Genomic DNA, 21,226 nt, shown 5'->3' with positions numbered 1-21,226 from the left:
GCGGAACCTTCTTTTCCTTGGAACGTTAACTGGCACATCGTTTTTGGATTGGAGACGATGTGCCGGCAGCAGGAGCCCTGCTCTTTCTTCCGGTTACAACGGCTCAATCGGACGACGTGGAGGAACGGTCGTCGGGTGTGAGCAATGCAACCCCAAGTTCCGGGAAGGATCAGACCGCCCATGTCCATCCTCATCAGCCTTCTGATAACAATCCTTGTTATCTTCCTCGTGCTTTATCTCATCAACATGCTGCCTCTGGACGCCAAGGTCAAACAGATCGCTCAAGTTATCGTGATCATCATTGGCATAATTTCACTTCTGAAATATCTGGCGGTCTTCTGATTTCAACCAGCAACAGCCATAATCCCGGAGCGTCACGACTTTTGGGCGTTCCGGGATTTTTTACAGTGCTACGCTCACGGTATGTCTCGGCTTATATTAGCTACTTACGATTTATGTCTTATGGAGACAGTTCTTTTAAACATAGTTGTGCTTAATTACATTTCCTCGTAATATATAACCACTATGCTACCTATGATTGTGTCATTAATGGCACTCATAAACAAAAAATTGCAAGAGGCGCATGGTTATATCTTTCCCCTCTCAGGCGTTCCTTTTATAAGGCCCGCAAAATAAAGCCCGTTCATATAGGGTTCAGGCGGGGTCGTTGATCATCCTCACTCAGGGTTGGGAGTGCGAGGGAATGAAGAAGACTGCTCTTTTAAAAGCAGCATTGATAACGCTGTCTGTCGTATTGTTCTCGCTGGGAGCAACGTCAATAGTGGCGTATTCTGCTGGCGTAAGCCCCGGCGTGGTTGCGCTTAGCCTTAGTGCGGGTATTCCCGCAGCTACGGCCTTCCCTTCCCTTGCCTATATTTTTCATCAGCACAGCAAGCTGAGGGATGCCTATCTCCAGCTCGAAAAAGCGCATGTCGAACTGCAGGCACGTTCGCGGATCGATCACATGACAGGCCTCCTCAACCGCGAGGCGCTGTTTGAAGCAATGAAGATCAGCCGGTCCCGTATCGAGACCGGCACTTTGCTCGTCGTTGACGCTGACCACTTCAAGGCAATCAACGATACGTTCGGCCACGGCGTCGGCGACCGCGCTTTGAAACTGATTGCTTTCGCACTCCAGAATGTAACCCGAAAAGGTGATCTTGTCGGGCGCATCGGCGGAGAAGAGTTTTGCGTTTTTCTGCCAGGTGCAAGCGGAGAAACCGGCATGCGTGTTGCGCAGCGCATACGCGCGGAAGTGGAAAACACGCCTTTTCATACGACTGAGTATCAGGTCTATCCGTTGACCATCAGTATCGGCGTCGCCTCCGCACCAAAGAACGAGACGAACTCACAGGTACTCAGTCGCGCTGATCGATGCCTCTATATGGCCAAGCAGCGTGGACGCAATTGCGTGGTGTTCGATGAGGAAAGCGGGCGACTTGCCAGCACGTCTGTCATATCGATCGCAAGTGCTCGTGAAGTGGCGCGCGGATAGCGCCAGCCTCATTTCCAGGGCTCGATTATCTCTTCCGACCATCCAATCGGCACGAAACCCATCTTCTGATAGAGCTGCAATGCGCGCGGGCTGTCGAGCGTATTGGTATGGATCGTCACCTTTTGCGGCCCATGCGCCCAGGCAGCGGAAATCGCTTCACTCAGAAAAAACTTGCCGATTCCCCGCCCCTGAAAATCATCGATGAGACCGAAATAGACAATTTCCGCAGCGTCCGGCAAAGCCGACAGGTCTAGCTCGACAAATCCTGCCGGGCAGCCATCCGCGTAGAGGATGTTGATTTCTGTTGTGCCTGCATGAATTATAGCTGCGACTTCAGAATCTGTCTGAACCCGCCGCATCATCCAGTGATGCTTGCGCCCGATCTGTTCATACAGATAGCGGTAATAATGGACCGGCATATCGCTTGCCCGCATGATTGCCAAGCGGATACCTGACGGCACCGGCATCGCAACGGCCTGACGGGTGGACATCTCCAGATGTGTGATGCGGGCAGTCAGCTTTTCAGACATGCTTATTCGGCTTCACCGGTGACAACCGGTGTGTCCTGCCTGCTGCCCCATTCACTCCAGGAACCATCGTAAAGACGGTTGTCTTTGTGACCGAGTGACGTCAGAGCCAGAGTGATGACGGCGGCGGTTACGCCGGAGCCACAACTCGTAACGACCGGCTTGGAAAGATCGACACCAGCCTCATCAAAAATCTTGCGGAGATTCGCCAGATCCTTCAGCTCACCGTTTTCGGACAAGGTTCCGACGGGAACGTTACGTGCGCCGGGCATGTGGCCCGAGCGCATACCGGCCCGCGGCTCCGCATCGCGTCCCGTGAAGCGCCCGGCTGCACGCGCATCGGCAATCTGCAAGCGCCGTTCGTTCACGATATCATGCATCTGCGCAAAATTGACGACTGCTGCTTCGTTGAAGGATGGCGTGAACAGTGTCGGTGCAATCTTGGTGGTTTCATCGGTAACCGGATAACCAGCGTTTTTCCAGCCGTCGAAGCCGCCATCGAGCACATAGACATCCTTCACGCCCATGACGCGGAACATCCACCAGACGCGCGGCGCGGAAAACATTCCCGGTCCATCATAGACCACAACAGTCTCGTCAGCGGTGATGCCCATGGCACCCACATGCTGCGCGAAAAGCTCAGGCGACGGCAGGGTGTGTGGCAGACCGGACTCCTTGTCGGCGATCTTGTCCTGATCGAAGAAAACAGCACCAGGAATATGCACGGCGTTGTATTCTTCCTGCCCGTTGCGTCCAGCGGCGGGAAGATACCAGGACGCATCGACAATTGCGATGCCCGGTTTGCCGAGCCGTTCTTTCAACCAATCCCGCGAAACGACGAAAGCGCTTTTCTCAACCATGGGTCACTCCTGCGGCATGCCTCCCCAAAGGCAGGAACATGCGAAAAACGATAGAACTATGCTTCTGGCAAACCGCCGAAGCGAATGCGGAACCGGCGATTTTCCTTGCCCTTCTTTTCGATCTTGCCGATGTGGATTTCACCCACTTCCTGCGTCTCGGAAACGTGCGTACCGCCGCAAGGTTGCGAATCCACCACACCGTTTTCGCCGATGAGAACAAGGCGTATGCGACCGAGCCCGACCGGTGGGCGCACATTCTTCGACTTCACGATATCAGGATTTGCAAGGAACTCTTCATCGCTGATCCAGCGAATGGCAACCGAGTCATTGGCGTTCACCCGCTCCATGAGCTTTTCCGTCACGAATTCCTTGGTGTAGCTTGCGTCGGGAAGGTCGAAATCAACGCGACTTTCATCCTCGCCCACCGCAGCTCCGGTAATGGGGAACGGGCATACAACGGAAAGCAGGTGGCAGGCCGTGTGCATGCGCATCAGCTTGTAGCGGCGTGGCCAGTCGACATGCAGGACGAGCTTCTCACCGATTGCGGGCGAAGCCTGCCCTTCTGCCGGAACGTGAATGATTTCGTTCTTGTTTTCGCCGGTAACGGTTGCCGTTATCTCGATGCGGGAACCATCTGCGCGCTCAAAAACACCGATATCGCCCGGCTGGCCACCTGACGTCGCATAGAAATTCGTCTGGTCGAGAATGATTCCACCGGTGTCGGTAATGGCAAGTACCGTGCCCTCCGCCGTTGAAAGATAGGAATCTTCGCGGAAAAGCGCTTCGGTCTCGTATGCCATGATTATCCCTCGAACGGTATGTCTATCTCGGTCTTTTTCTCCAGCCACTGCGGTACAGGCAAGTTCTTGCCGCGCAGGAAAGCAGGATTGAACAGCTTGGACTGGTAACGATTACCATAGTCGCAAAGCACCGTCACAATTGTGTGGCCCGGCCCGAGATCTTTTGCAAGCCGGATTGCGCCTGCAATATTGATACCCGAAGAGCCCCCAAGGCAAAGTCCTTCATTTTCCACGAGATCGAATACGATATCGAGCGCTTCCGCGTCGGAAAGGCGGTAGGAGAAATCGGGGCTGAACCCTTCAAGATTGGCAGTGATACGTCCCTGCCCGATGCCCTCGGTAATCGAGTCGCCCTCGGCCTTCAGCTCACCGGTCGTATAGAAGGAATGGAGTGCGGCTCCATAGGGATCGGCAAGTGCGATCTTGATATCGGTGTCGTGATCTTTCAGGCCGAATGCAGTGCCGACAAGCGTTCCACCCGATCCGACAGCGGCGACAAATCCATCGACCTTGCCGTCGGTATCGCGCCAGATTTCCTGTGCTGTGGTTTCGATATGGGCCTGCCGGTTGATCGGATTGTCGAACTGGTTGGCCCATATCGCGCCGTTCGGCTCACTTTTGGCAAGTTGTTCGGCCAATCGTCCGGACAGGCGCACATAATTGTTCGGGTTTCGATAGGGCGCGGCAGGAACTTCGATCAGTTCGGCGCCAAGCAGGCGCAACGCGTCTTTTTTTTCCTGGCTCTGCGTTTCGGGAATAACAATAACAGTGCGATAGCCAAGCGCTTTCGCGACCATCGTGAGGCCAATGCCGGTATTGCCAGCCGTACCCTCAACGATGACACCGCCGGGTTTCAGAAGTCCACGCTTTTCGGCTTCGCGAATAATATAGAGCGCTGCCCGATCCTTCACTGACTGGCCGGGATTGAGGAATTCGGCCTTGCCGTAAATTGCACAGCCGGTCAGTTCGGAAGCCTTCTTCAAATGGATCAATGGCGTATTGCCGATTGCGTCTAGCACTGATTGGAACATGGCTTCCGTCCTTCCTGTTTCGCAGAGGACGTTATGAGGAAGCGCCCTGCCCTTCAAGCAAGCATGGAATATTTTTCCTGTATGTTGCGCAAATCAAAACCCAGACAATGGCTACAAATAGAAAAGCCGCCCGAAATGGGCGGCTTTTTGGAAAAATGTTTAAGGTCAGCTTAAGCAGCACGCTGCCCGCCATTGCCATTGGCATTGCGACGCTTGCGCCGGAATGGGCGCTTCGCTTTCGGAGCGGCGTCACCTGCTGCATGAGCGCCTGTGCGGTGTTCGCTGGACTTCGGCGCTGCACGGCGCGGCTTCTGAGGGGTTCCGCCTTTGCGATGCCCGGTCTTTTGCGGGCGTTCGCCCGGAGCGGCGGCTCGCGGGGCCGGAGCCGGTGCAAGCTCCACAGGTGCATCCTTGATCGGAAGCTTGCTGCGCGTCACACGCTCGACCGCTCGCAGCTTGGCTTCTTCTGCTGCTGGATCGTAGAGCGTGATCGATGCGCCGCTGGCGCCGTTGCGGCCGGTGCGGCCAATACGGTGCACATAGGTTTCCGGCTCATCCGGCAGATCATAGTTCACAACATGGCTGATACCCGGCACATCAATGCCGCGCGCAGCAATGTCGGTTGCGATCAAAATCCGCAGCGATCCGTCACGAAATCCGTTCAGCGCGCGCTGACGTGCGTTCTGCGACTTGTTGCCGTGAATGGCGGCGACTTCATATCCATCGCGTTCCAGATGCCGGACCACCGCATCGGCACCATGCTTCGTACGAGTGAAGACGATGACCGAACGCATGGCCTTGTCACCCAGCAGTGCGGAAAGAAGACGACGCTTTTCCTTGGTATGCACGGGATGCACGACCTGCGTGATTTCGGCAGCCGTCGTTCCCTGCGGGGCGACTTCCACGCGCACCGGATCACGCAGCAGGCTTCCGGCCAGCGATGCGATTTCCTTTGGCATTGTTGCCGAAAACAGCGCGGTCTGACGGTCGGAATGGGTTGCCTTTGCGATGCGCTTCACGTCGTTGATGAAGCCCATATCCAGCATACGGTCAGCCTCATCGAGAACGAGCCAGCGCGTCTGCGAAAGATCGACCAGACCGTCACGCATCAGGTCGGTCAGGCGACCGGGCGTGGCAATCAAAACGTCGATACCAGGAGCGATACGCTTGATCTGCGACAGCTTGGAAACACCGCCCAGAACAAGCGCCGTCGAGATATGGGCCTGTTTGGAAACATTGCGAATCGTCTGTTCAATCTGCACTGCGAGTTCACGCGTCGGTGCCAGGATCAGTGCGCGCGCGGTCTTCGGACGGCGCTTGTCACCGAGCCCCATGATCTTCTGCAGGATTGGCAGGCTGAAAGCAGCCGTCTTGCCAGAGCCAGTCTGCGCGATGCCCAGGATGTCACGGCCTTCAAGCTGGTGCGGGATAGCCTGCAACTGGATCGGCTTCGGCTCGGTCATGCCAGCGGCTTCGACGCCCTTGAGCAAAACGCCGGTAACGCCAAGAGCGGCAAAGCCGCCCGTAATTTCTTTTGTCAATTCAATCTCTTTCGGCGGCACCATGATCTCATGGTCCGCATCCAAATGCCGGTCAAGCGCAACTTGCCGAACTCTATCTATTCAAGGATAACGACGGGACGCCGAAGCTTGTAAACTCCTGGCGACTTGCGCTGCCGTGCCCGAACATTTTCTCGGGTCTCCCCGCTTCCAGACCATTCCAGAAGACAGAGGCGAGACGCAACAAGTCCAATGCCGGGAAAGCCGACGAACACGTCGGCCCATGCGCCTGACGCGGCATATGGTATATTTTCGTCGAAAAAGCAACCTATTTCGCTTAAACCCGCGAAATCAGATGATGAAATCGGCGAGCACCTGATTGTCGGTAATGTCCTGATAAGCCCAGCCTGCTTCTCCGAATTTCTTTTCCAGAAGCTTGAAGTTCGACGCGTTCTTCGTTTCAATGCCGATCAGCACGGAGCCGAAATTGCGTGCCGATTTCTTGAGATACTCAAAACGCGCAATATCATCTTCCGGTCCCAGAAGATCGAGGAATGAGCGAAGCGCGCCCGGCCTCTGCGGGAAGCGGAAGATGAAATATTTCTTCAAGCCTTCAAAACGAAGCGCGCGTTCGCGAACATCCGGTAAACGTTCGAAATCGAAATTGCCGCCCGAAACAACAATGACAATGCGCTTGCCCTTGATGTCGCTCTTCTTGAAATCCTTCAGTGCATCGATGCCGAGTGCACCCGCAGGCTCAAGCACGACGCCCTCGATATTGAGCATTTCGATGATTGTCGCGCAGAGCCGATTTTCCGGCACTGTTATGACAGTTTTAGGATCAAACTCTTTGAGAAGCTTGAAGTTTTCCTTGCCGATCTCAGCCACCGCCGCCCCGTCGACAAAAGTGTCGACATGCGAGAGCTTGATGCGCTTGCCTGCCTCAAGACTTCCCTTCAGGCTCGCCGCCCCTTGCGGTTCGACAAAGCGGAAACTCGTCTTCCAACCCAAATCCGAAACATATTGCGTGACGCCGCCGGACAACCCACCGCCGCCGACAGGCAGCAGAATGAAATCAGGCTGCTTTCCTTCCGGCAATTGCCGCTCGATCTCAAGCGCTACCGTTGCCTGCCCCTCGACGATGCGGGGATGATCGAAGGGCGGTACCATCACGCCCTTATTGCTTGCGGCAAACTCCTGTGAAGCAGCGTAACAAACATCAAAAATATCGCCCACCAGCTTGATTTCGATGAACTCAGCGCCAAAAGCGCGCGTCTTGTCGATTTTCTGCTGCGGTGTCGTAACCGGCATGAAAACCACGCCCTTGCGGCCAAAATGGCGGCAGACAAATGCAAAACCCTGCGCGTGATTGCCTGCAGAAGCGCAAACGAACACCACATTCTTGTCAGTCGTTTCGACCGCTTTGGAAATGAAATTGAAGGCGCCACGAATCTTGTAGGATCGGACCGGAGTGAGGTCTTCGCGCTTGAGCCAAATTTCCGCACCGTACTTCCGCGACAGGTAATCGTTGAGCTGCAGCGGCGTTTCGGGAAACAGCGCGCGCATTGCCTTTTCGGCTTCGGATACGGATTTGACGAAGGCGGTCATTATTCGACTTTCTGGATTTCCTGCGGATTTTCGCTCATGGCTACATGGGTTTGACAATGCAGACAAGGTTGAAGCTTGCCAGACCGCTAAATCATCAATTTGGAGTAAGCATATATTCGGCAATGCTAACTGTTGATATTAACAGGCTTTGTGGCTTGAATTCATGATACAAATCATGACATAGACGATGGTAATCGCTGCGGTCGTGGCGAAATTGGTATACGCAACGGACTTAAAATCCGTCGTCTTTTAGACTTGCGGGTTCAAGTCCCGCCGACCGCACCACGTCCCCTTTTGTCCTCCGTTTTTCCCTTATCCGTAAAGGGCAACCTCGCCTTGGCGGTTTGCTGCCCTATCCTCCTTTGCTCCCCCTAATTGAAACAGGTTCAGACGGAACAATGGAAGAGCAAGCCACACAGATTATCGCAAATACAAACGCGTTCGTTCTCCAGATTTACGACCTTCTCATACGATATTCGGTTTCCACTCTCGGCGCGCTGATTATCCTTTGTGTCGGCTGGATATTGGCCGGGCTCCTTCAGAAATGGACCACACAGTCGCTTTCAAAAATTCGCGGCTTCGACCCAACACTGATCGGATTTTTCGGTGCTGTCGTCCGATACGGGATACTCGTCATCATTCTGGTCATGGTTCTCGGGCAGTTTGGCATCCAGACCGCTTCCATTCTTGCGGCACTGGGCGCAATCGGTTTGGCTATTGGTCTTGCCCTACAAGGTACGCTGCAGAACATTGCAGCAGGTATTATGCTTCTGGTTCTCAGGCCGTTTCGCGTTGGTGAATACATCAGTGCAGGCACCATTGTTGGCACAGTACAAGACGTCGGATTGTTCGCGACGGAGCTTAAAACCGGCGATGGTCTTTACGTTCTGGCACCCAACTCCTCACTCTGGAATACGCCCGTTACCAATTACAGCCGCATGAAAACCCGCATGCACGATTTCAAGGTGGGGATCGGCTACGAAGACGATATCGATCAAGCCTTCGTTATTATGAAGAAAGTCATTGAAGACCAGCAGGGCGTCCTTTCAACACCGATGCCTGCCTACTTCGTATCGCAACTGGGTGATAATGCCGTCGTTCTCAGCGCGAACTATTGGGTAAACAGCGCGAATTATGTGCTGGTATCACGCCATACGATCAAAGCGGTGAAGATCGAGTTCGACAAAGCCGGGATCAATATCCCCTATCCGCAAATGACTTATCACATTGTTGAAAAAGATAATAAAATAGAAAGCACTAAGTAAATTATCTAGTATATCACATGAAAAAGCCGCAGGCTGAATCTGCGGCTTTTCTAACCTCATATGCGCTTAACCATGCAGCTTGGCGGTGATTTCTGCAACGCGTTTACCCTGGAAACGGGCACCGTCCAATTCCTGTTCCGATGGCTGGCGTGAACCGTCACCATCGGCAGTGGTGGTCATGCCATACGGAGCACCGCCACGCACCACGTCATTACCCATCTGCCCCTGATAAGCATAGGAAAGCGGGACGATAATCATGCCATGATGCTGCATCTGCCATTGTGTGGAAATCAGCGCCAGTTCAGCGCCACCATGCTGTGTGGCTGTAGAAACCATCGCCGATCCCACCTTATTGATGAGAGCGCCCTTCGCCCAAAGTCCGCCGGTCTGGTCGAGAAAATTCTTCATCTGGGCCGCCATCATACCGTAACGAGTAGCAGTACCGATGATGATGGCGTCATAATCCGCAAGCTCGCCCGGCGTTGCAATGGGTGCGTCCTGGTCAACCTTATAATGCGAGGCTTTCGCGACATCAGGCGGAACCAGTTCCGGAACACGTTTAACCGTGACATCCGCACCACCTTCCCGCGCCCCTTCCGCAGCAGCCTTGGCCATTTTCTCCATGTGACCATAGGCCGAATAATACAGCACCAGCACTTTAACCATGTGACGTCTCCATATCCCGATTTGCGAGGCCCCGACCTCGACAGGTTCAATTAGGGGAGCGGTCTTCTTTGGAAAGGCGCAACTTCTTGCAAACGAATAAAATGCTCAAATAAAGCAGTTGCAGCCATGTCCTGCTGGCGCTTAACTGATGCTAGAAATGGAGTCTGGATATGACGAACAATCCGCAGCAAGCCGTCAAAGCCGCCATGCTGGCAATTGGCGACGAGCTTCTCTCAGGCCGCACCAAGGACAAGAATATCGGACATCTTGCCGATGTCCTGACAGCGGCGGGCATTGATCTCAAGGAAGTACGGATTGTTCCGGACGAAGAAATAGCCATCGTAGCGGCTCTCAATGCGTTGCGACCGCATTTTGATTATATCTTTACGTCAGGCGGGATAGGTCCTACCCATGACGACATTACCGCTGATGCCGTTTCCGCAGCCTTTGGCGTGCCGTGTATCTATGACGAAAAAGCCATGAAGCTGCTCGGCGACAATTATGCAAAGCGCGGACTGGAATTCACCGACTCACGCAAGCGCATGGCGCGCATGCCGCAAGGTTCGGAGCATATCGCCAACCCAATCTCTGCTGCGCCGGGTTTTCATATCGGCAATGTCTATGTGATGGCGGGTGTGCCGTCCGTCTTTCAGGCGATGCTCGACAATGTGCTACCCACGTTGAAGACCGGTCGCAAGCTCCTGTCCAGATCTGTGCTTTGTCCCTTTGGCGAAGGCGTGATTGGCGCTCCCTTGACGGAAATCCAGAAGGAAAACCCCGATACGATCATCGGTTCCTATCCGAAATTCGAGAATGGGCGCTTCAGTACGGAACTCGTCGTACGCGGGAGCGATCCCGAAAAAATCGATACGGCAATCCATGCAATCGAAAAAATGATCTCGTCGCTCGAAACAGAAGGCGCCGCTTAATCCTCTGCAACCTTTTGCCAGCGCAACTCGTTGCACTATATGCTAAAATAGAAACACAGCCGGAAGGAGTTCGGTCATGTCCTACAAGACGGTGGTTGCCTATTCTCGCAGCGAATCCGAGTTGAAACGGGTTGTGTCCGCCGTTGGGCTTCTAAAGCAGAAGGTGCCCGATATTCACGTCATCGGGCTTTACTCCATCCCTTCACCCATCGTCTATGCCGACCCGAACGGCTTCATCGATCCGGGAATGTTCGAGCTGCATGACAAGCAGCATAAAGAGCTTTCCGAAAGACTGAAACATGTCTTCGAGGAAGAGATGCGTCGTCAGGGCACCAATTACGAGTATCGCATTACGCGTTCGGAAACAGGCACAGCCGCCGACGGCGTGCTGACGGCATGTCTTGGAGCGGAATTGCTGGTCGCGGGCCAACCCGACCCGGACGACCCGGCCACCAACGACGAAACCGCCGATACGATCGTTTTCAACTCCAGTTGCCCGGTTTTGCTCGTTCCTTATGCGCCGGTGCTGCCGATGGTTTCGCTGGATCGTATTGTTGTTGCTTTTAACGGCAAACGGGAAGCGGCCCGAGCGGCTTTCGACGCCCTGCCTTTGATGAAGCATGCGGACAGAACGGAGATCGTATGGATCGATCCGCCGGAAATTGAAGGGGAAGGTCAGGCTTTGGCGAGCCACGACATCGCCGAGGCATTGTTACGGCATGGTGTTAATGTGACCCCTGCTGCAATCGCATCCAATGGACGCTATGCCCAGGATGCGCTACGGGAACATATCGTTGCTGAACGTTCTGATCTTCTTGTGATGGGCGCTTACAGTCATTCGCGACTGCGGGAACTGGTCTTTGGCGGAGTGACGCGTTCGATGCTGAACGAGTTGCCTATTCTCACGCTTTTCTCGCGTTAGAAGCGATCGTTAAACCCGGTTTGATCCAACAACTGGCATATGATGACACGATAGGCTTGCAAGAACACCATTTTTGCGGTTATCAGCATCACCCGGCGCTGACTGTGCCGGGTGGAGAGCCTTTTCCTCTCCCGCCGCCCGCCTGAAATGGGCGCGGATGAAGAGAAGCTGCAGATCCTGACAGTTACAGCGCTTGGCAGACCGTCATAGCGCGTTTTTGGTTTTTACAGGTCCGGAGAACGAGCTCCGGATCGTTCCACGGAGCGTTTCGATGTCCTTGCCAGATAAAGCCTTTCCCGTTTCCTGGGATCAGTTTCACCGCGATGCTCGCGCCCTCGCCTGGCGGATCGCCGGCATGAATCGCGAATGGCATGCAATTGTCGCCATTACGCGTGGCGGTCTGGTCCCCGCAGCCATCGTTTGCCGCGAACTCGGCATCCGCCTCATCGAAACCGTTTGTATCGCGTCCTATCATGATTACACGTCGCAAGGCGATATGCAGATCCTCAAGGGCGTGAGCGAAAAGCTTTTGGAAAATGGCGGAGAAGGCGTCATCGTCGTTGACGATCTGACTGATACGGGCAAGACCGCAGCCATCGTGCGCGAAATGATGCCGAAGGCCCATTTTGCAACGGTCTATGCAAAACCGAAAGGTCGTCCGCTGATCGATACCTTCGTAACAGAAGTATCGCAGGACACTTGGATCTACTTCCCTTGGGATATGGGCTTCACCTACCAGGAACCGATTGCAGGTGACAAGCGCGGCTAAAACCCGTTCGAATTGGAGTGGTCAATCCATCAGGATTGCATCTCCGATAAAACTCGCGACTTCAATATCTGTCAGATCAAAACGCTGCGAAACGAAAACATATGAACGCGATTGCGGTGATATTTCTGCCGCAATCGCAATTTATGGAAAGCCGATCGAAATAACACCTAATAGGGGCAGGTCGACTTCCCTGAACTGCTATCTCACCCCGAGATTTTAGTAATACCTTTAAAATAAAAGCTTTTTTCCGATATTTCAAAGGTCTGTTGCCCAACTAATCAGTTGTTATTTTGGCGAATCGGATCATGTTATAAAGAAAAAAGGGGATTTCGCGGTGAAGGCGCACGCAAAACAACCGATTGCAACCGAGAAGCGTATTTTGACGCCTTCCGGTCGTTTGCAACAGGTTGCGGCGCTTGTTTATCGTCGCGATATGGGTTCTCTCAAGGTTCTCGTCATCACGAGCCGTGGCACGGGCCGCTGGATCATTCCCAAGGGCTGGCCACAAGTTGGGCGCACGCTGGCGGAAACAGCACTTCGTGAAGCATATGAAGAAGCTGGCATTCGTGGTGAAGTCTTCCCAACGCCGATCGGCAGTTTCTGTTACTGCAAGACAGATCTTCCACCTGAACGCATAAACCAGTTCACGGCAGCAGTCTTCGCCGTGCAGTTCAACGGCCAGGAAAAAGACTGGCCTGAGCGCGATCAACGCATTTGCGAATGGGTATCGCCGCAGGAAGCGGCAAATCGCGTCGAAGAGACTGAGCTGAAGCAGATATTGAATCAGTTTGGTGATTCGGGAATTGCTGCGGCTGCGGAGTAAGCAGGTTGCACGCCGTCCGTTGCGTGGTATGCCCTGGATTATGCTCCTTCGCAGCAATTTCCTCTTTCCATAGTGCATGTGGCCAGGCTTATTCCGTTAATTGCTAATGAATGCAGCCGCACTATCTCCCAAAATCATATAGTCGGCTTGCTTCACAAAAGTGTTGCTTCTCCCCGTTATCCACATTTGCCCCAAGCGGTTACGCACAATATCTAGATGCTGGAGCGTTGCAGCAAACCATCGCTTGACGCTTGCAGCCGAGTCGTTTTTTATAAGGCTATCGTTGCGTAAGTAGCGGGATCGGATGTTGTAATCTGCCGGTCTTTTTTCGGTCAAGTTGAGTATCGGATGGGCGTTGCACTTTGAAAGTGCGGTTTTCGCTCGGCGCTTTCTTGCGCCCAGAATTTGGGTGTGCACGCCACTGGAGAAGCAGATGCAGCATCGAGCAGAAATAGCGTTAACACTAGATTTAGTATTTGCGCTCATACTTCGTACAAGATAAAGTATTTTTCGTTCTGCTGATTTTTGACTACGACGGTGCCAACAAGGTTGCAATTGAGCTCCCTTGAGGCGTTTTCTTGTGGGCTTGGAAGAGGCAGAAATGGATTTCCGGGAGTTTTCTTCCCAACAACACGCTCCTCCCCGCAGAAGAGCTGTTTTGACAGAGACGCGATACAGACAGACCGTGGCTGAAAACCGTCACTAGAGCTACTATATATAGAACGTTTGGATGGGACAGATGAAGATCGAACGCCGTTTCACGAAAGAGAATCAGTCGGCCTATGCGGACATCGCGTTCCGTACTGCGACCAGCGAGATCAAGAATCCCGATGGATCCATCGTATTCCGTCTTGAGAACATCAATGTGCCCGCGCAGTTCAGCCAGGTTGCCGCAGACATTCTTGCGCAGAAATATTTCCGCAAGGCTGGCGTGCCCGCCCGCCTGAAGAAGGTTGAGGAGAACGACGTTCCCTCATGGCTCTGGCGCTCGGTTGCTGATGAGGATGCGTTGGCGTCACTGCCGCAGAACGAGCGTTATGGCTCCGAGATGGACGCCTGCCAGGTGTTCGATCGTCTTGCCGGCACCTGGACTTACTGGGGCTGGAAAGGCGGCTATTTTGCGTCTGAAGACGATGCACTCACCTTCCGCGATGAGCTGGCCTACATGCTCGCCACCCAGCGTGTGGCGCCGAACAGCCCGCAATGGTTCAATACGGGTCTGCATTGGGCCTACGGTATCGACGGTCCCGGCCAGGGTCATTTCTACGTCGACTGGCAGACCGGCAAGCTGACCAAATCCAAGTCGTCCTACGAACATCCGCAGCCGCATGCCTGCTTCATCCAGTCCGTCGCCGACGATCTGGTCAACGAAGGCGGCATTATGGACCTGTGGGTTCGCGAAGCCCGCCTGTTCAAATATGGTTCCGGCACAGGTTCCAACTTCAGCCATCTGCGCGGCGAAGGCGAAAAGCTTTCCGGCGGCGGCAAGTCTTCGGGCCTGATGAGCTTCCTCAAGATCGGTGATCGTGCTGCTGGCGCTATCAAGTCGGGCGGCACGACGCGTCGCGCCGCCAAGATGGTCGTTGTCGACATCGACCATCCAGATATTGAGGAATACATCGACTGGAAGGTCAAGGAAGAGCAGAAGGTCGCTTCGCTTGTAACCGGCTCCAAGATCGTCAAGCAGCATCTGACTGCCATCATGAAGGCTTGCGTCAATTGCGAAGCTGACAATGATGATTGCTTCGATCCTGCGAAGAACCCTGCCCTGAAGCGCGAAATCAAGGCTGCCAAAAAGAACCTGGTTCCGGAAAACTACGTCAAGCGCGTGATCCAGTTCGTACGTCAGGGTTATACCGATATTCAGTTCAAGACCTATGACACGGACTGGGATTCGGAAGCCTATCTGACTGTTTCGGGCCAGAACTCCAACAATTCCGTCTCGCTCAAGGACGAATTCCTGCGCGCCGTGGAAAACGACAGCGACTGGAACCTGACCGCCCGCAAGGACGGCAAGGTCATGAAGACGCTGAAGGCACGCGACCTTTGGGAAAAGATCGGTTACGCCGCATGGGCATCCGCCGATCCGGGCCTGCACTACAACACAACCATGAACGACTGGCACACCTGCCCGACGGCTGGTCCGATCCGTGCTTCCAATCCGTGCTCGGAATATATGTTCCTTGACGACACGGCCTGCAATCTGGCGTCGATCAACCTGCTCACCTATCGCAACAAGGACGGTTCGTTCGATATTGCGGCTTACGAGCACACGGCACGCCTGTGGACCATCGTTCTGGAAATCTCGGTGATGATGGCGCAGTTCCCTTCCAAGGAAATCGCCCGCCTCTCCTATGAGTACCGTACGCTCGGCCTCGGCTATGCCAATATTGGTGGTCTGTTGATGACCTCCGGTATTCCTTATGACTCCGACGAAGGCCGTGCGATCTGCGGTGCGCTGACGGCGATCATGACTGGCGTTGCCTATGCGACTTCGGCTGAAATGGCCAAGGAGCTCGGTACCTTCCCGAGTTATGAGCCGAACGCCGGGCACATGCTGCGCGTCATTCGTAATCATCGTCTGGCTGCCCATGGCAAGACAGAGGGTTATGAAGGTCTCGCTGTCAATCCAGTAGCACTGATTGCCGAGGATTGCCCGGATCAGGATATGATCACCCATGCTCGCGCTGCTTGGGACAAGGCGCTGGAGCTCGGTGAAAAGCACGGCTATCGCAATGCGCAAGCCACCGTCATCGCGCCCACCGGCACAATCGGCCTCGTCATGGACTGCGATACGACCGGCATCGAACCGGACTTCGCGCTGGTGAAGTTCAAGAAGCTTGCGGGTGGCGGTTATTTCAAGATCATCAACCGCGCTGTGCCGGAAGCACTCCGCACACTCGGCTATTCGGAAAGCCAGGTCGCTGAAATTGAAGCTTATGCTGTCGGTCACGGCAACATCAATCAGGCTCCCGGCGTCAATCCGTCTTCCCTGAAGTCCAAGGGCTTCACCGATGATAAAATCGAGGCCCTGAACGCCGCTCTCAAGAGCGCCTTCGACATCAAGTTCGCTTTCAACAAGTGGACGCTGGGCGAAGATTTCTGCAAGGACGTGCTGAAGCTCACCGACGAACAGCTCAACGATTTCTCGTTCGAGATGCTTCCGGCACTGGGCTTCGCCAAGAAGGACATCGAAGCGGCCAACATCCATGTTTGCGGCGCGATGACCCTCGAAGGCGCACCTTTCCTCAAGGAAGAGCATTACGCCGTGTTCGATTGCGCCAATCCGTGCGGCAAGATCGGCAAGCGCTATTTGTCAGTGGATAGCCACATCCGCATGATGGCTGCCGCGCAGCCGTTCATTTCGGGTGCGATTTCCAAGACGATCAACATGCCGAACGATGCCACCGTCGAGGACTGCAAGAACGCCTATATGCTGTCCTGGAAGCTGGCTCTGAAGGCCAATGCGCTTTATCGCGACGGTTCCAAGCTATCGCAGCCGCTAAACGCCGCCCTGATCGCCGACGATGAGGATGAAGACGATGCGATCGAAGCGCTGATCGAAGCACCGGCGGCAGCTCGCGCCGTTCAGGTGACCGAGCGAATCGTCGAGAAGGTTGTCGAAAAGATCGTACATGAGCGCGATAAGCTTCCGAACCGTCGTCAGGGCTATACACAGAAGGCGGTTGTAGGCGGACACAAGGTCTATCTGCGTACCGGCGAATTCGGTGACGGACGCCTTGGCGAAATCTTCATCGATATGCACAAGGAAGGCGCTGCTTTCCGCGCAATGATGAACAACTTCGCCATCGCAGTGTCGCTCGGCCTGCAATATGGCGTGCCGCTCGAAGAATATGTGGAAGCCTTCACTTTCACGAAATTCGAACCGGCTGGCATGGTCATCGGCAACGATGCCATCAAGACAGCAACGTCGATCATCGACTATGTCTTCCGTGAGCTGGCCGTGTCCTATCTGGGTCGCAATGACCTCGCCCATGTCGACACAAGCGATTTCGGCAATACGGCGCTCGGAAAGGGCATCAAGGAAGGCAAGACCAATCTGGTTTCGACCGGCTGGACGCGCGGTTACAAGCCTACGCTGGTGACGAACTCGAATCCGACTAACGAAGCCAAGGGATCGGCAGGTTCAGCACCACAGGCATCCAACATCACAACCTTGAAGTCATCGGCACCGGCGGGCAACCGTCCGGCAACCATTGGTCTGGTGACGGATGGTGCAACGGCCTTCAAGCGGGAGTTCGAGGAGCAGCCTGCCCCGGCGCAGCAGCAGGAAAGCACATCGGCAACCGAACTTTTCTCGGATAAAGCTGCTGCTGATGCTGCCTCCGCCCGTGCGGAAAGCGTAAATGCTGCGAAGAAGCTGGAAGCTGATCGCCGCATTAAATCGATGATGCAGGGTTATACGGGCGATAGCTGCACCGAGTGCCAGAACTTCACTATGGTTCGCAACGGCACCTGCCTCAAGTGCGACACTTGCGGTGCGACGAGCGGCTGTAGCTAAGATTAAATTTCGGTAAAACAAATAAGAAAAGCCCGCATCATGCGGGCTTTTCTTCATTTGGATTGCCTATACAGAATAGTAATTGCAGAAATACTAATTGCTTAACGAGGCATAATAATTCAAGAAAATCCGGAACGAAATTTATATTTCTGCGTTCTGCTTAAGCAACCGAACGTATAAAGGAGATAGTTATGTTCAGAACTACACTTCTGACGACGACGTGTGCATTGCTGATTGGCGGAGCAGCTTATGCTCAGACAACGGCGCCTGCACCTGCTCCAGCAGAGCCACCCGCGGCAGCAGAGGAAATGCCGGTGTCGTCCAAGGACATGTTTGGCAACCCCACGTCAGGCGAGACCGACAAGGTAGGTTTTCTTGAGCCGAAAGACGGCCAGCTTCTTGTCTCCTCCTTCATCGGACAAAGCGTCTATGAAAGTGATGCAGCCGACGCCAAGACTGTCGGTAAGCTGAACGACCTCATCGCCAGCCCAGAAGGCGAAATCGAAGCCGCAGTGATCGGCGTGGGCGGCTTTCTGGGAATCGGTGAAAAGGACGTTGCCGTAAGTCCGGATCAGCTACAGCTTGCTACGCGCAGCGATGGTAAAAAATGGCTCGTCATCAAGGCAACCAAGCAGCAACTGACCGATGCGCCGGCATTTGACCGTTCGAAGCTTTTTGCAGACGGTGTTGCCGATCCCGCTGCGGCAAAGGAGACGAATGCCCCGGCGGCTGATGCTCCGGCCAGCGATATGGCTCCCGCATCGCCGCCGCCGGCCCAGTAATATCGTCTCAATATTCGATAAGGTAAGTCACCCCGGCCTCTTGGCCGGGGTTTTGATACAATCAATCATCAATCATGATTGAAATCTTCATATGGCTGCCTTAATTACTGGTAGAACACAATAAAGGCATCGCAGCACAGCGCTCATCTCTCATCAGGTTAATCTCGGAAAAGTCTATTGTCGGAATTTTTTATTGCTCATCCATGGGCGGAAACGCTTGTGGCGCTCGGGGGATTATTTCTTTCAGCTTTCATTGCAAATTTTCTGATCAAGGCGATTCTGCTCAAACTGCTTGATCGTATTGTTCAGAAGACCTCATTCGGACAGGATGAAGAGCTCAAGAAGCACGGCGTCATCAGCCGCCTTGCCAATATCGTTCCGGCCTTGATCATTTCCTCCGGGATCATGGCTGTGCCCGGCTTGCCAGAGGGCGCGATCACCGTCATTCGAAATGTTGCGATAGCCTTCATCATTCTAACGCTGGCCTTGGCGGTTAACTCGGTGTTCGGGCTTGTCGATACGCTCTATCACCGCCGCCCGGAGGCGCGCTTCCGCCCCATAAAGGGCTATATTCAGGTCACCAAGCTGGCGGTCTATATCATCGCGATAGTTCTCATTATCGCGACATTGCTGGACAAATCACCGGTTATCCTTCTTTCGGGTGTCGGTGCCATGGCCGCTGTGCTGATCCTCGTCTTTCAGGATACGCTGCTTTCACTGGTCGCCAGTATGCAGATCGCTTCGTCAAACATGGTCCGTGTTGGCGACTGGATCGAAATGAAGAACCTTGACGCCAACGGCGATGTCACGGAGATCGCTCTCTATACGGTTAAAGTCCAGAACTTCGACAAGACGATCACCACAATTCCGATCCGTAAGCTCATCACAGAGCCGATGAAGAACTATCGCGGTATGCAGGAATCCGGTGGGCGACGGATCAAACGCGCGCTTTACATCGATCAGAACACAATTCGATTCCTGTCGGATGACGAACGGGCCAGACTTGGCACGGTTAATTGGCTGGCGGATTATCTGCCGAAGAAGGCCAAGGAAATCGGCGAGTGGAACCAGAAGTTAGGCGACCGCGCCAACAATCCGGTCAACAGGCGCCAGTTCACCAACATCGGTACGTTTCGTGCCTATGTGGACAATTATCTGCGCAACCATCCCGGTGTGCATAAAGGCATGACGTTGCTGGTGCGCCAGATGGATCCTACGCCTGAAGGCCTGCCGCTTGAAATCTACTGTTTCACGAACACAACCGTCTGGGCATCCTTCGAACAGATCCAGTCGGATATTTTCGATCACCTTTATGCAGTTTTGCCAGAATTTGGCCTCAGCACCTTCCAGAACCCGAGCGGCAACGATTTTCGCAAGCTTAGGGTCAGCGCGCCTGTCGGAGAGCTTCAATAACTTTGGCGTTGAGGCGTTGAACATTGTAGCGCGTGTGTGAAGGTGTCAGGCCCAGACGGACTACGGCAAGATGCAACGATGGCACGATCATTACGCTTTGCCCGTCATGCCCTGACATCCAGAATGCATCTTCCGGAATGCCGTCCTGACCGGCTTTCACACCGGCAATCTGCAGCCAGACTTGTGCCGAGCCGTAGCGCCCTTCGGATTCTGGTGTAGGTTTGCGCATAAATGAAATGAAGTCTGGTGGCAGGACGGGCGTTCCATAAAGGCTCCCGCCATCAGCGAGAAATGCACCAAGGCGCACCCAATCGCGGGCGGTCGCGTACATATAGGATGAGCCGGCAAAGACGCCTGACGCATCCGTCTCCAGAATGGTGCTACGCATGCCTAGCGGGCCGAAAAGTGCAAGTCGAGGGTAGGCGAGAGCCTCTTCACGGCTGTTGAAGCTATCCATGAAGAGCTTTGACAAGATGCTGGCAGTTCCACTGGAATAATTGAACTTCGTGCCCGGCGCCGTTTCCAGTGGCAATGATGCAGCAAACCTGGCCATATCGGTCTCCAGATAAAGCATGCGCGTGACATCAGCCACGGCGCCATAGTCTTCATCAAATCGCAGTCCGCTATTCATCGCCATCAGGTTTGCGAGGGAAATCTTCACCCGCTCATCGTTCTTCCATTCCGGCAATAGCCCGGTGCTCTCCATCGTCATCCGCCCCTCGGCAATGCGCATGCCGATCAGCGTCGCGATGACGGACTTGGTCATGGACCAGCCCAGCAAAGGCGTATCCGCGTTGAAGCCCGAAGCGTAATTCTCGGCAATCAGTTTGCCGTCGCGGATAACGGTAATCGCCCGCATACCCGGACCGGCCAAAGCCTGATCCTCGATTACAGCCTGTACTTTCGGATCGGTCTCAATCTGGATCGGCTCTGCCGGTACCTGTGGACTGGTCGGTAGATCCGGTCGCAAATCATCCCTGTGAATATTCGCACATCCGAGTGCTGGCCGATAAGCCGCGGTACCTGGTGCGAAGAAACCGAAAATCCGCACTGTCACGCTGCTGCTGTTCTTGTCTATGGAAACATTCAGAAATCGTAGCAGCGGATTGCCCGGTGCCTGAACATCATCTGCAAGGACAGTATCAGCGTCTCGATTTGCAATGAAAACGTTCGAGCAGACGATCTTGGCGGCATAACCGGTGCCGACACGCAATAGTTCGGGCGGCCTGATCGCCAACCAGAGAATTACTCCCAGCACGATGGCAAGCAGAATACCAACGACAAACTTCAGAATGCGCTTCATGCTGCCCCTCGC

At 54.3% G+C, this 21,226-nt stretch carries 18 protein-coding genes and 1 tRNA gene; 11 read left to right on the top strand and 8 right to left on the bottom strand.

The annotated features are described in order from the left end of the window. The first annotated feature begins 180 nt into the window (after positions 1-180). A complete protein-coding gene (locus ACYSN1_RS01045; protein ID WP_010660091.1) occupies positions 181-342 on the top strand; it encodes a Thivi_2564 family membrane protein in 162 nt (53 codons plus the stop codon). Positions 343-703: 361 nt separating this feature from the next. Then, the gene (locus tag ACYSN1_RS01040; protein ID WP_461724048.1) at positions 704-1,495 is read left to right on the top strand and encodes a GGDEF domain-containing protein; all 792 of its coding nucleotides are present in this window, start codon (positions 704-706) and stop codon (positions 1,493-1,495) included. 8 nt (positions 1,496-1,503) lie between these two features. Here ACYSN1_RS01040 and ACYSN1_RS01035 read toward each other — a convergent pair whose 3' ends face one another. The 6 genes from ACYSN1_RS01035 to ilvA all read right to left on the bottom strand — a co-directional run bounded on the left by ACYSN1_RS01035 (position 1,504) and on the right by ilvA (position 7,823). After that, a complete protein-coding gene (locus ACYSN1_RS01035; protein ID WP_461724047.1) occupies positions 1,504-2,025 on the bottom strand; it encodes a GNAT family N-acetyltransferase in 522 nt (173 codons plus the stop codon). A 2-nt stretch (positions 2,026-2,027) separates the two neighbouring features. Continuing rightward, positions 2,028-2,882, bottom strand: coding sequence for a 3-mercaptopyruvate sulfurtransferase (gene sseA, locus ACYSN1_RS01030; RefSeq protein WP_461724046.1), 855 nt, complete (start codon positions 2,880-2,882; stop codon positions 2,028-2,030). Positions 2,883-2,938: 56 nt separating this feature from the next. Then, on the bottom strand, positions 2,939-3,682 hold the full coding sequence (locus tag ACYSN1_RS01025; RefSeq protein WP_461724045.1) for an alanyl-tRNA editing protein: 744 nt from the start codon (positions 3,680-3,682) through the stop codon (positions 2,939-2,941). A gap of 2 nt (positions 3,683-3,684) precedes the next feature. Beyond that, entirely contained in the window at positions 3,685-4,713 is a 1,029-nt protein-coding gene (locus tag ACYSN1_RS01020) for a cysteine synthase A (RefSeq protein ID WP_461724044.1), read from the bottom strand. Positions 4,714-4,883: 170 nt separating this feature from the next. Further along, complete coding sequence (locus ACYSN1_RS01015; RefSeq protein ID WP_461724043.1) at positions 4,884-6,278, bottom strand: DEAD/DEAH box helicase; 1,395 nt, start codon at positions 6,276-6,278, stop codon at positions 4,884-4,886. Between the two features lie 285 nt (positions 6,279-6,563). After that, positions 6,564-7,823 carry a threonine ammonia-lyase IlvA gene (ilvA, locus tag ACYSN1_RS01010; protein WP_461725242.1) on the bottom strand — a complete coding sequence of 420 codons (1,260 nt, stop codon included), beginning with the start codon at positions 7,821-7,823 and terminating at the stop codon, positions 6,564-6,566. 196 nt (positions 7,824-8,019) lie between these two features. Here ilvA and ACYSN1_RS01005 point away from each other — a divergent pair. Next, positions 8,020-8,105: transfer RNA gene (locus tag ACYSN1_RS01005), tRNA-Leu, on the top strand. A 113-nt stretch (positions 8,106-8,218) separates the two neighbouring features. After that, positions 8,219-9,085 (top strand): mechanosensitive ion channel family protein, encoded by an 867-nt coding sequence (locus tag ACYSN1_RS01000; protein ID WP_461725241.1) that lies wholly within the window; start codon positions 8,219-8,221, stop codon positions 9,083-9,085. 66 nt (positions 9,086-9,151) lie between these two features. On the opposite strand, the gene wrbA is transcribed toward ACYSN1_RS01000, so the two are convergent. Then, positions 9,152-9,751, bottom strand: a complete 600-nt coding sequence (gene wrbA / locus ACYSN1_RS00995) for an NAD(P)H:quinone oxidoreductase type IV (protein WP_461724042.1) — start codon at positions 9,749-9,751, stop codon at positions 9,152-9,154. A gap of 170 nt (positions 9,752-9,921) precedes the next feature. Between wrbA and ACYSN1_RS00990 the strand changes: the two genes are divergently transcribed. From ACYSN1_RS00990 to ACYSN1_RS00960, 7 genes are all read left to right on the top strand, one after another. After that, on the top strand, positions 9,922-10,680 hold the full coding sequence (locus ACYSN1_RS00990) for a competence/damage-inducible protein A (protein WP_461724041.1): 759 nt from the start codon (positions 9,922-9,924) through the stop codon (positions 10,678-10,680). A 76-nt stretch (positions 10,681-10,756) separates the two neighbouring features. After that, a complete protein-coding gene (locus tag ACYSN1_RS00985) occupies positions 10,757-11,602 on the top strand; it encodes a universal stress protein (RefSeq protein ID WP_461724040.1) in 846 nt (281 codons plus the stop codon). 271 nt (positions 11,603-11,873) lie between these two features. Next, positions 11,874-12,371 carry a xanthine phosphoribosyltransferase gene (gene gpt, locus ACYSN1_RS00980; protein ID WP_461724039.1) on the top strand — a complete coding sequence of 166 codons (498 nt, stop codon included), beginning with the start codon at positions 11,874-11,876 and terminating at the stop codon, positions 12,369-12,371. Between the two features lie 334 nt (positions 12,372-12,705). Continuing rightward, complete coding sequence (locus ACYSN1_RS00975; protein ID WP_461724038.1) at positions 12,706-13,194, top strand: NUDIX hydrolase; 489 nt, start codon at positions 12,706-12,708, stop codon at positions 13,192-13,194. 739 nt (positions 13,195-13,933) lie between these two features. Beyond that, entirely contained in the window at positions 13,934-17,716 is a 3,783-nt protein-coding gene (locus ACYSN1_RS00970; protein WP_461724037.1) for a vitamin B12-dependent ribonucleotide reductase, read from the top strand. Between the two features lie 191 nt (positions 17,717-17,907). Beyond that, on the top strand, positions 17,908-18,498 hold the full coding sequence (locus ACYSN1_RS00965; protein ID WP_461724036.1) for a PRC-barrel domain-containing protein: 591 nt from the start codon (positions 17,908-17,910) through the stop codon (positions 18,496-18,498). A 177-nt stretch (positions 18,499-18,675) separates the two neighbouring features. Beyond that, a complete protein-coding gene (locus tag ACYSN1_RS00960; protein WP_461724035.1) occupies positions 18,676-19,911 on the top strand; it encodes a mechanosensitive ion channel family protein in 1,236 nt (411 codons plus the stop codon). Here ACYSN1_RS00960 and ACYSN1_RS00955 read toward each other — a convergent pair. Continuing rightward, positions 19,883-21,214 (bottom strand): serine hydrolase domain-containing protein, encoded by a 1,332-nt coding sequence (locus tag ACYSN1_RS00955; RefSeq protein WP_461724034.1) that lies wholly within the window; start codon positions 21,212-21,214, stop codon positions 19,883-19,885. The two genes, ACYSN1_RS00960 and ACYSN1_RS00955, sit on opposite strands and share 29 nt — an antisense overlap. Positions 21,215-21,226: the final 12 nt, after the last annotated feature.

This window comes from Brucella sp. LJL56 (genome assembly GCF_054871705.1).
This window is presented reverse-complemented; position numbering and strand designations above follow the sequence as displayed.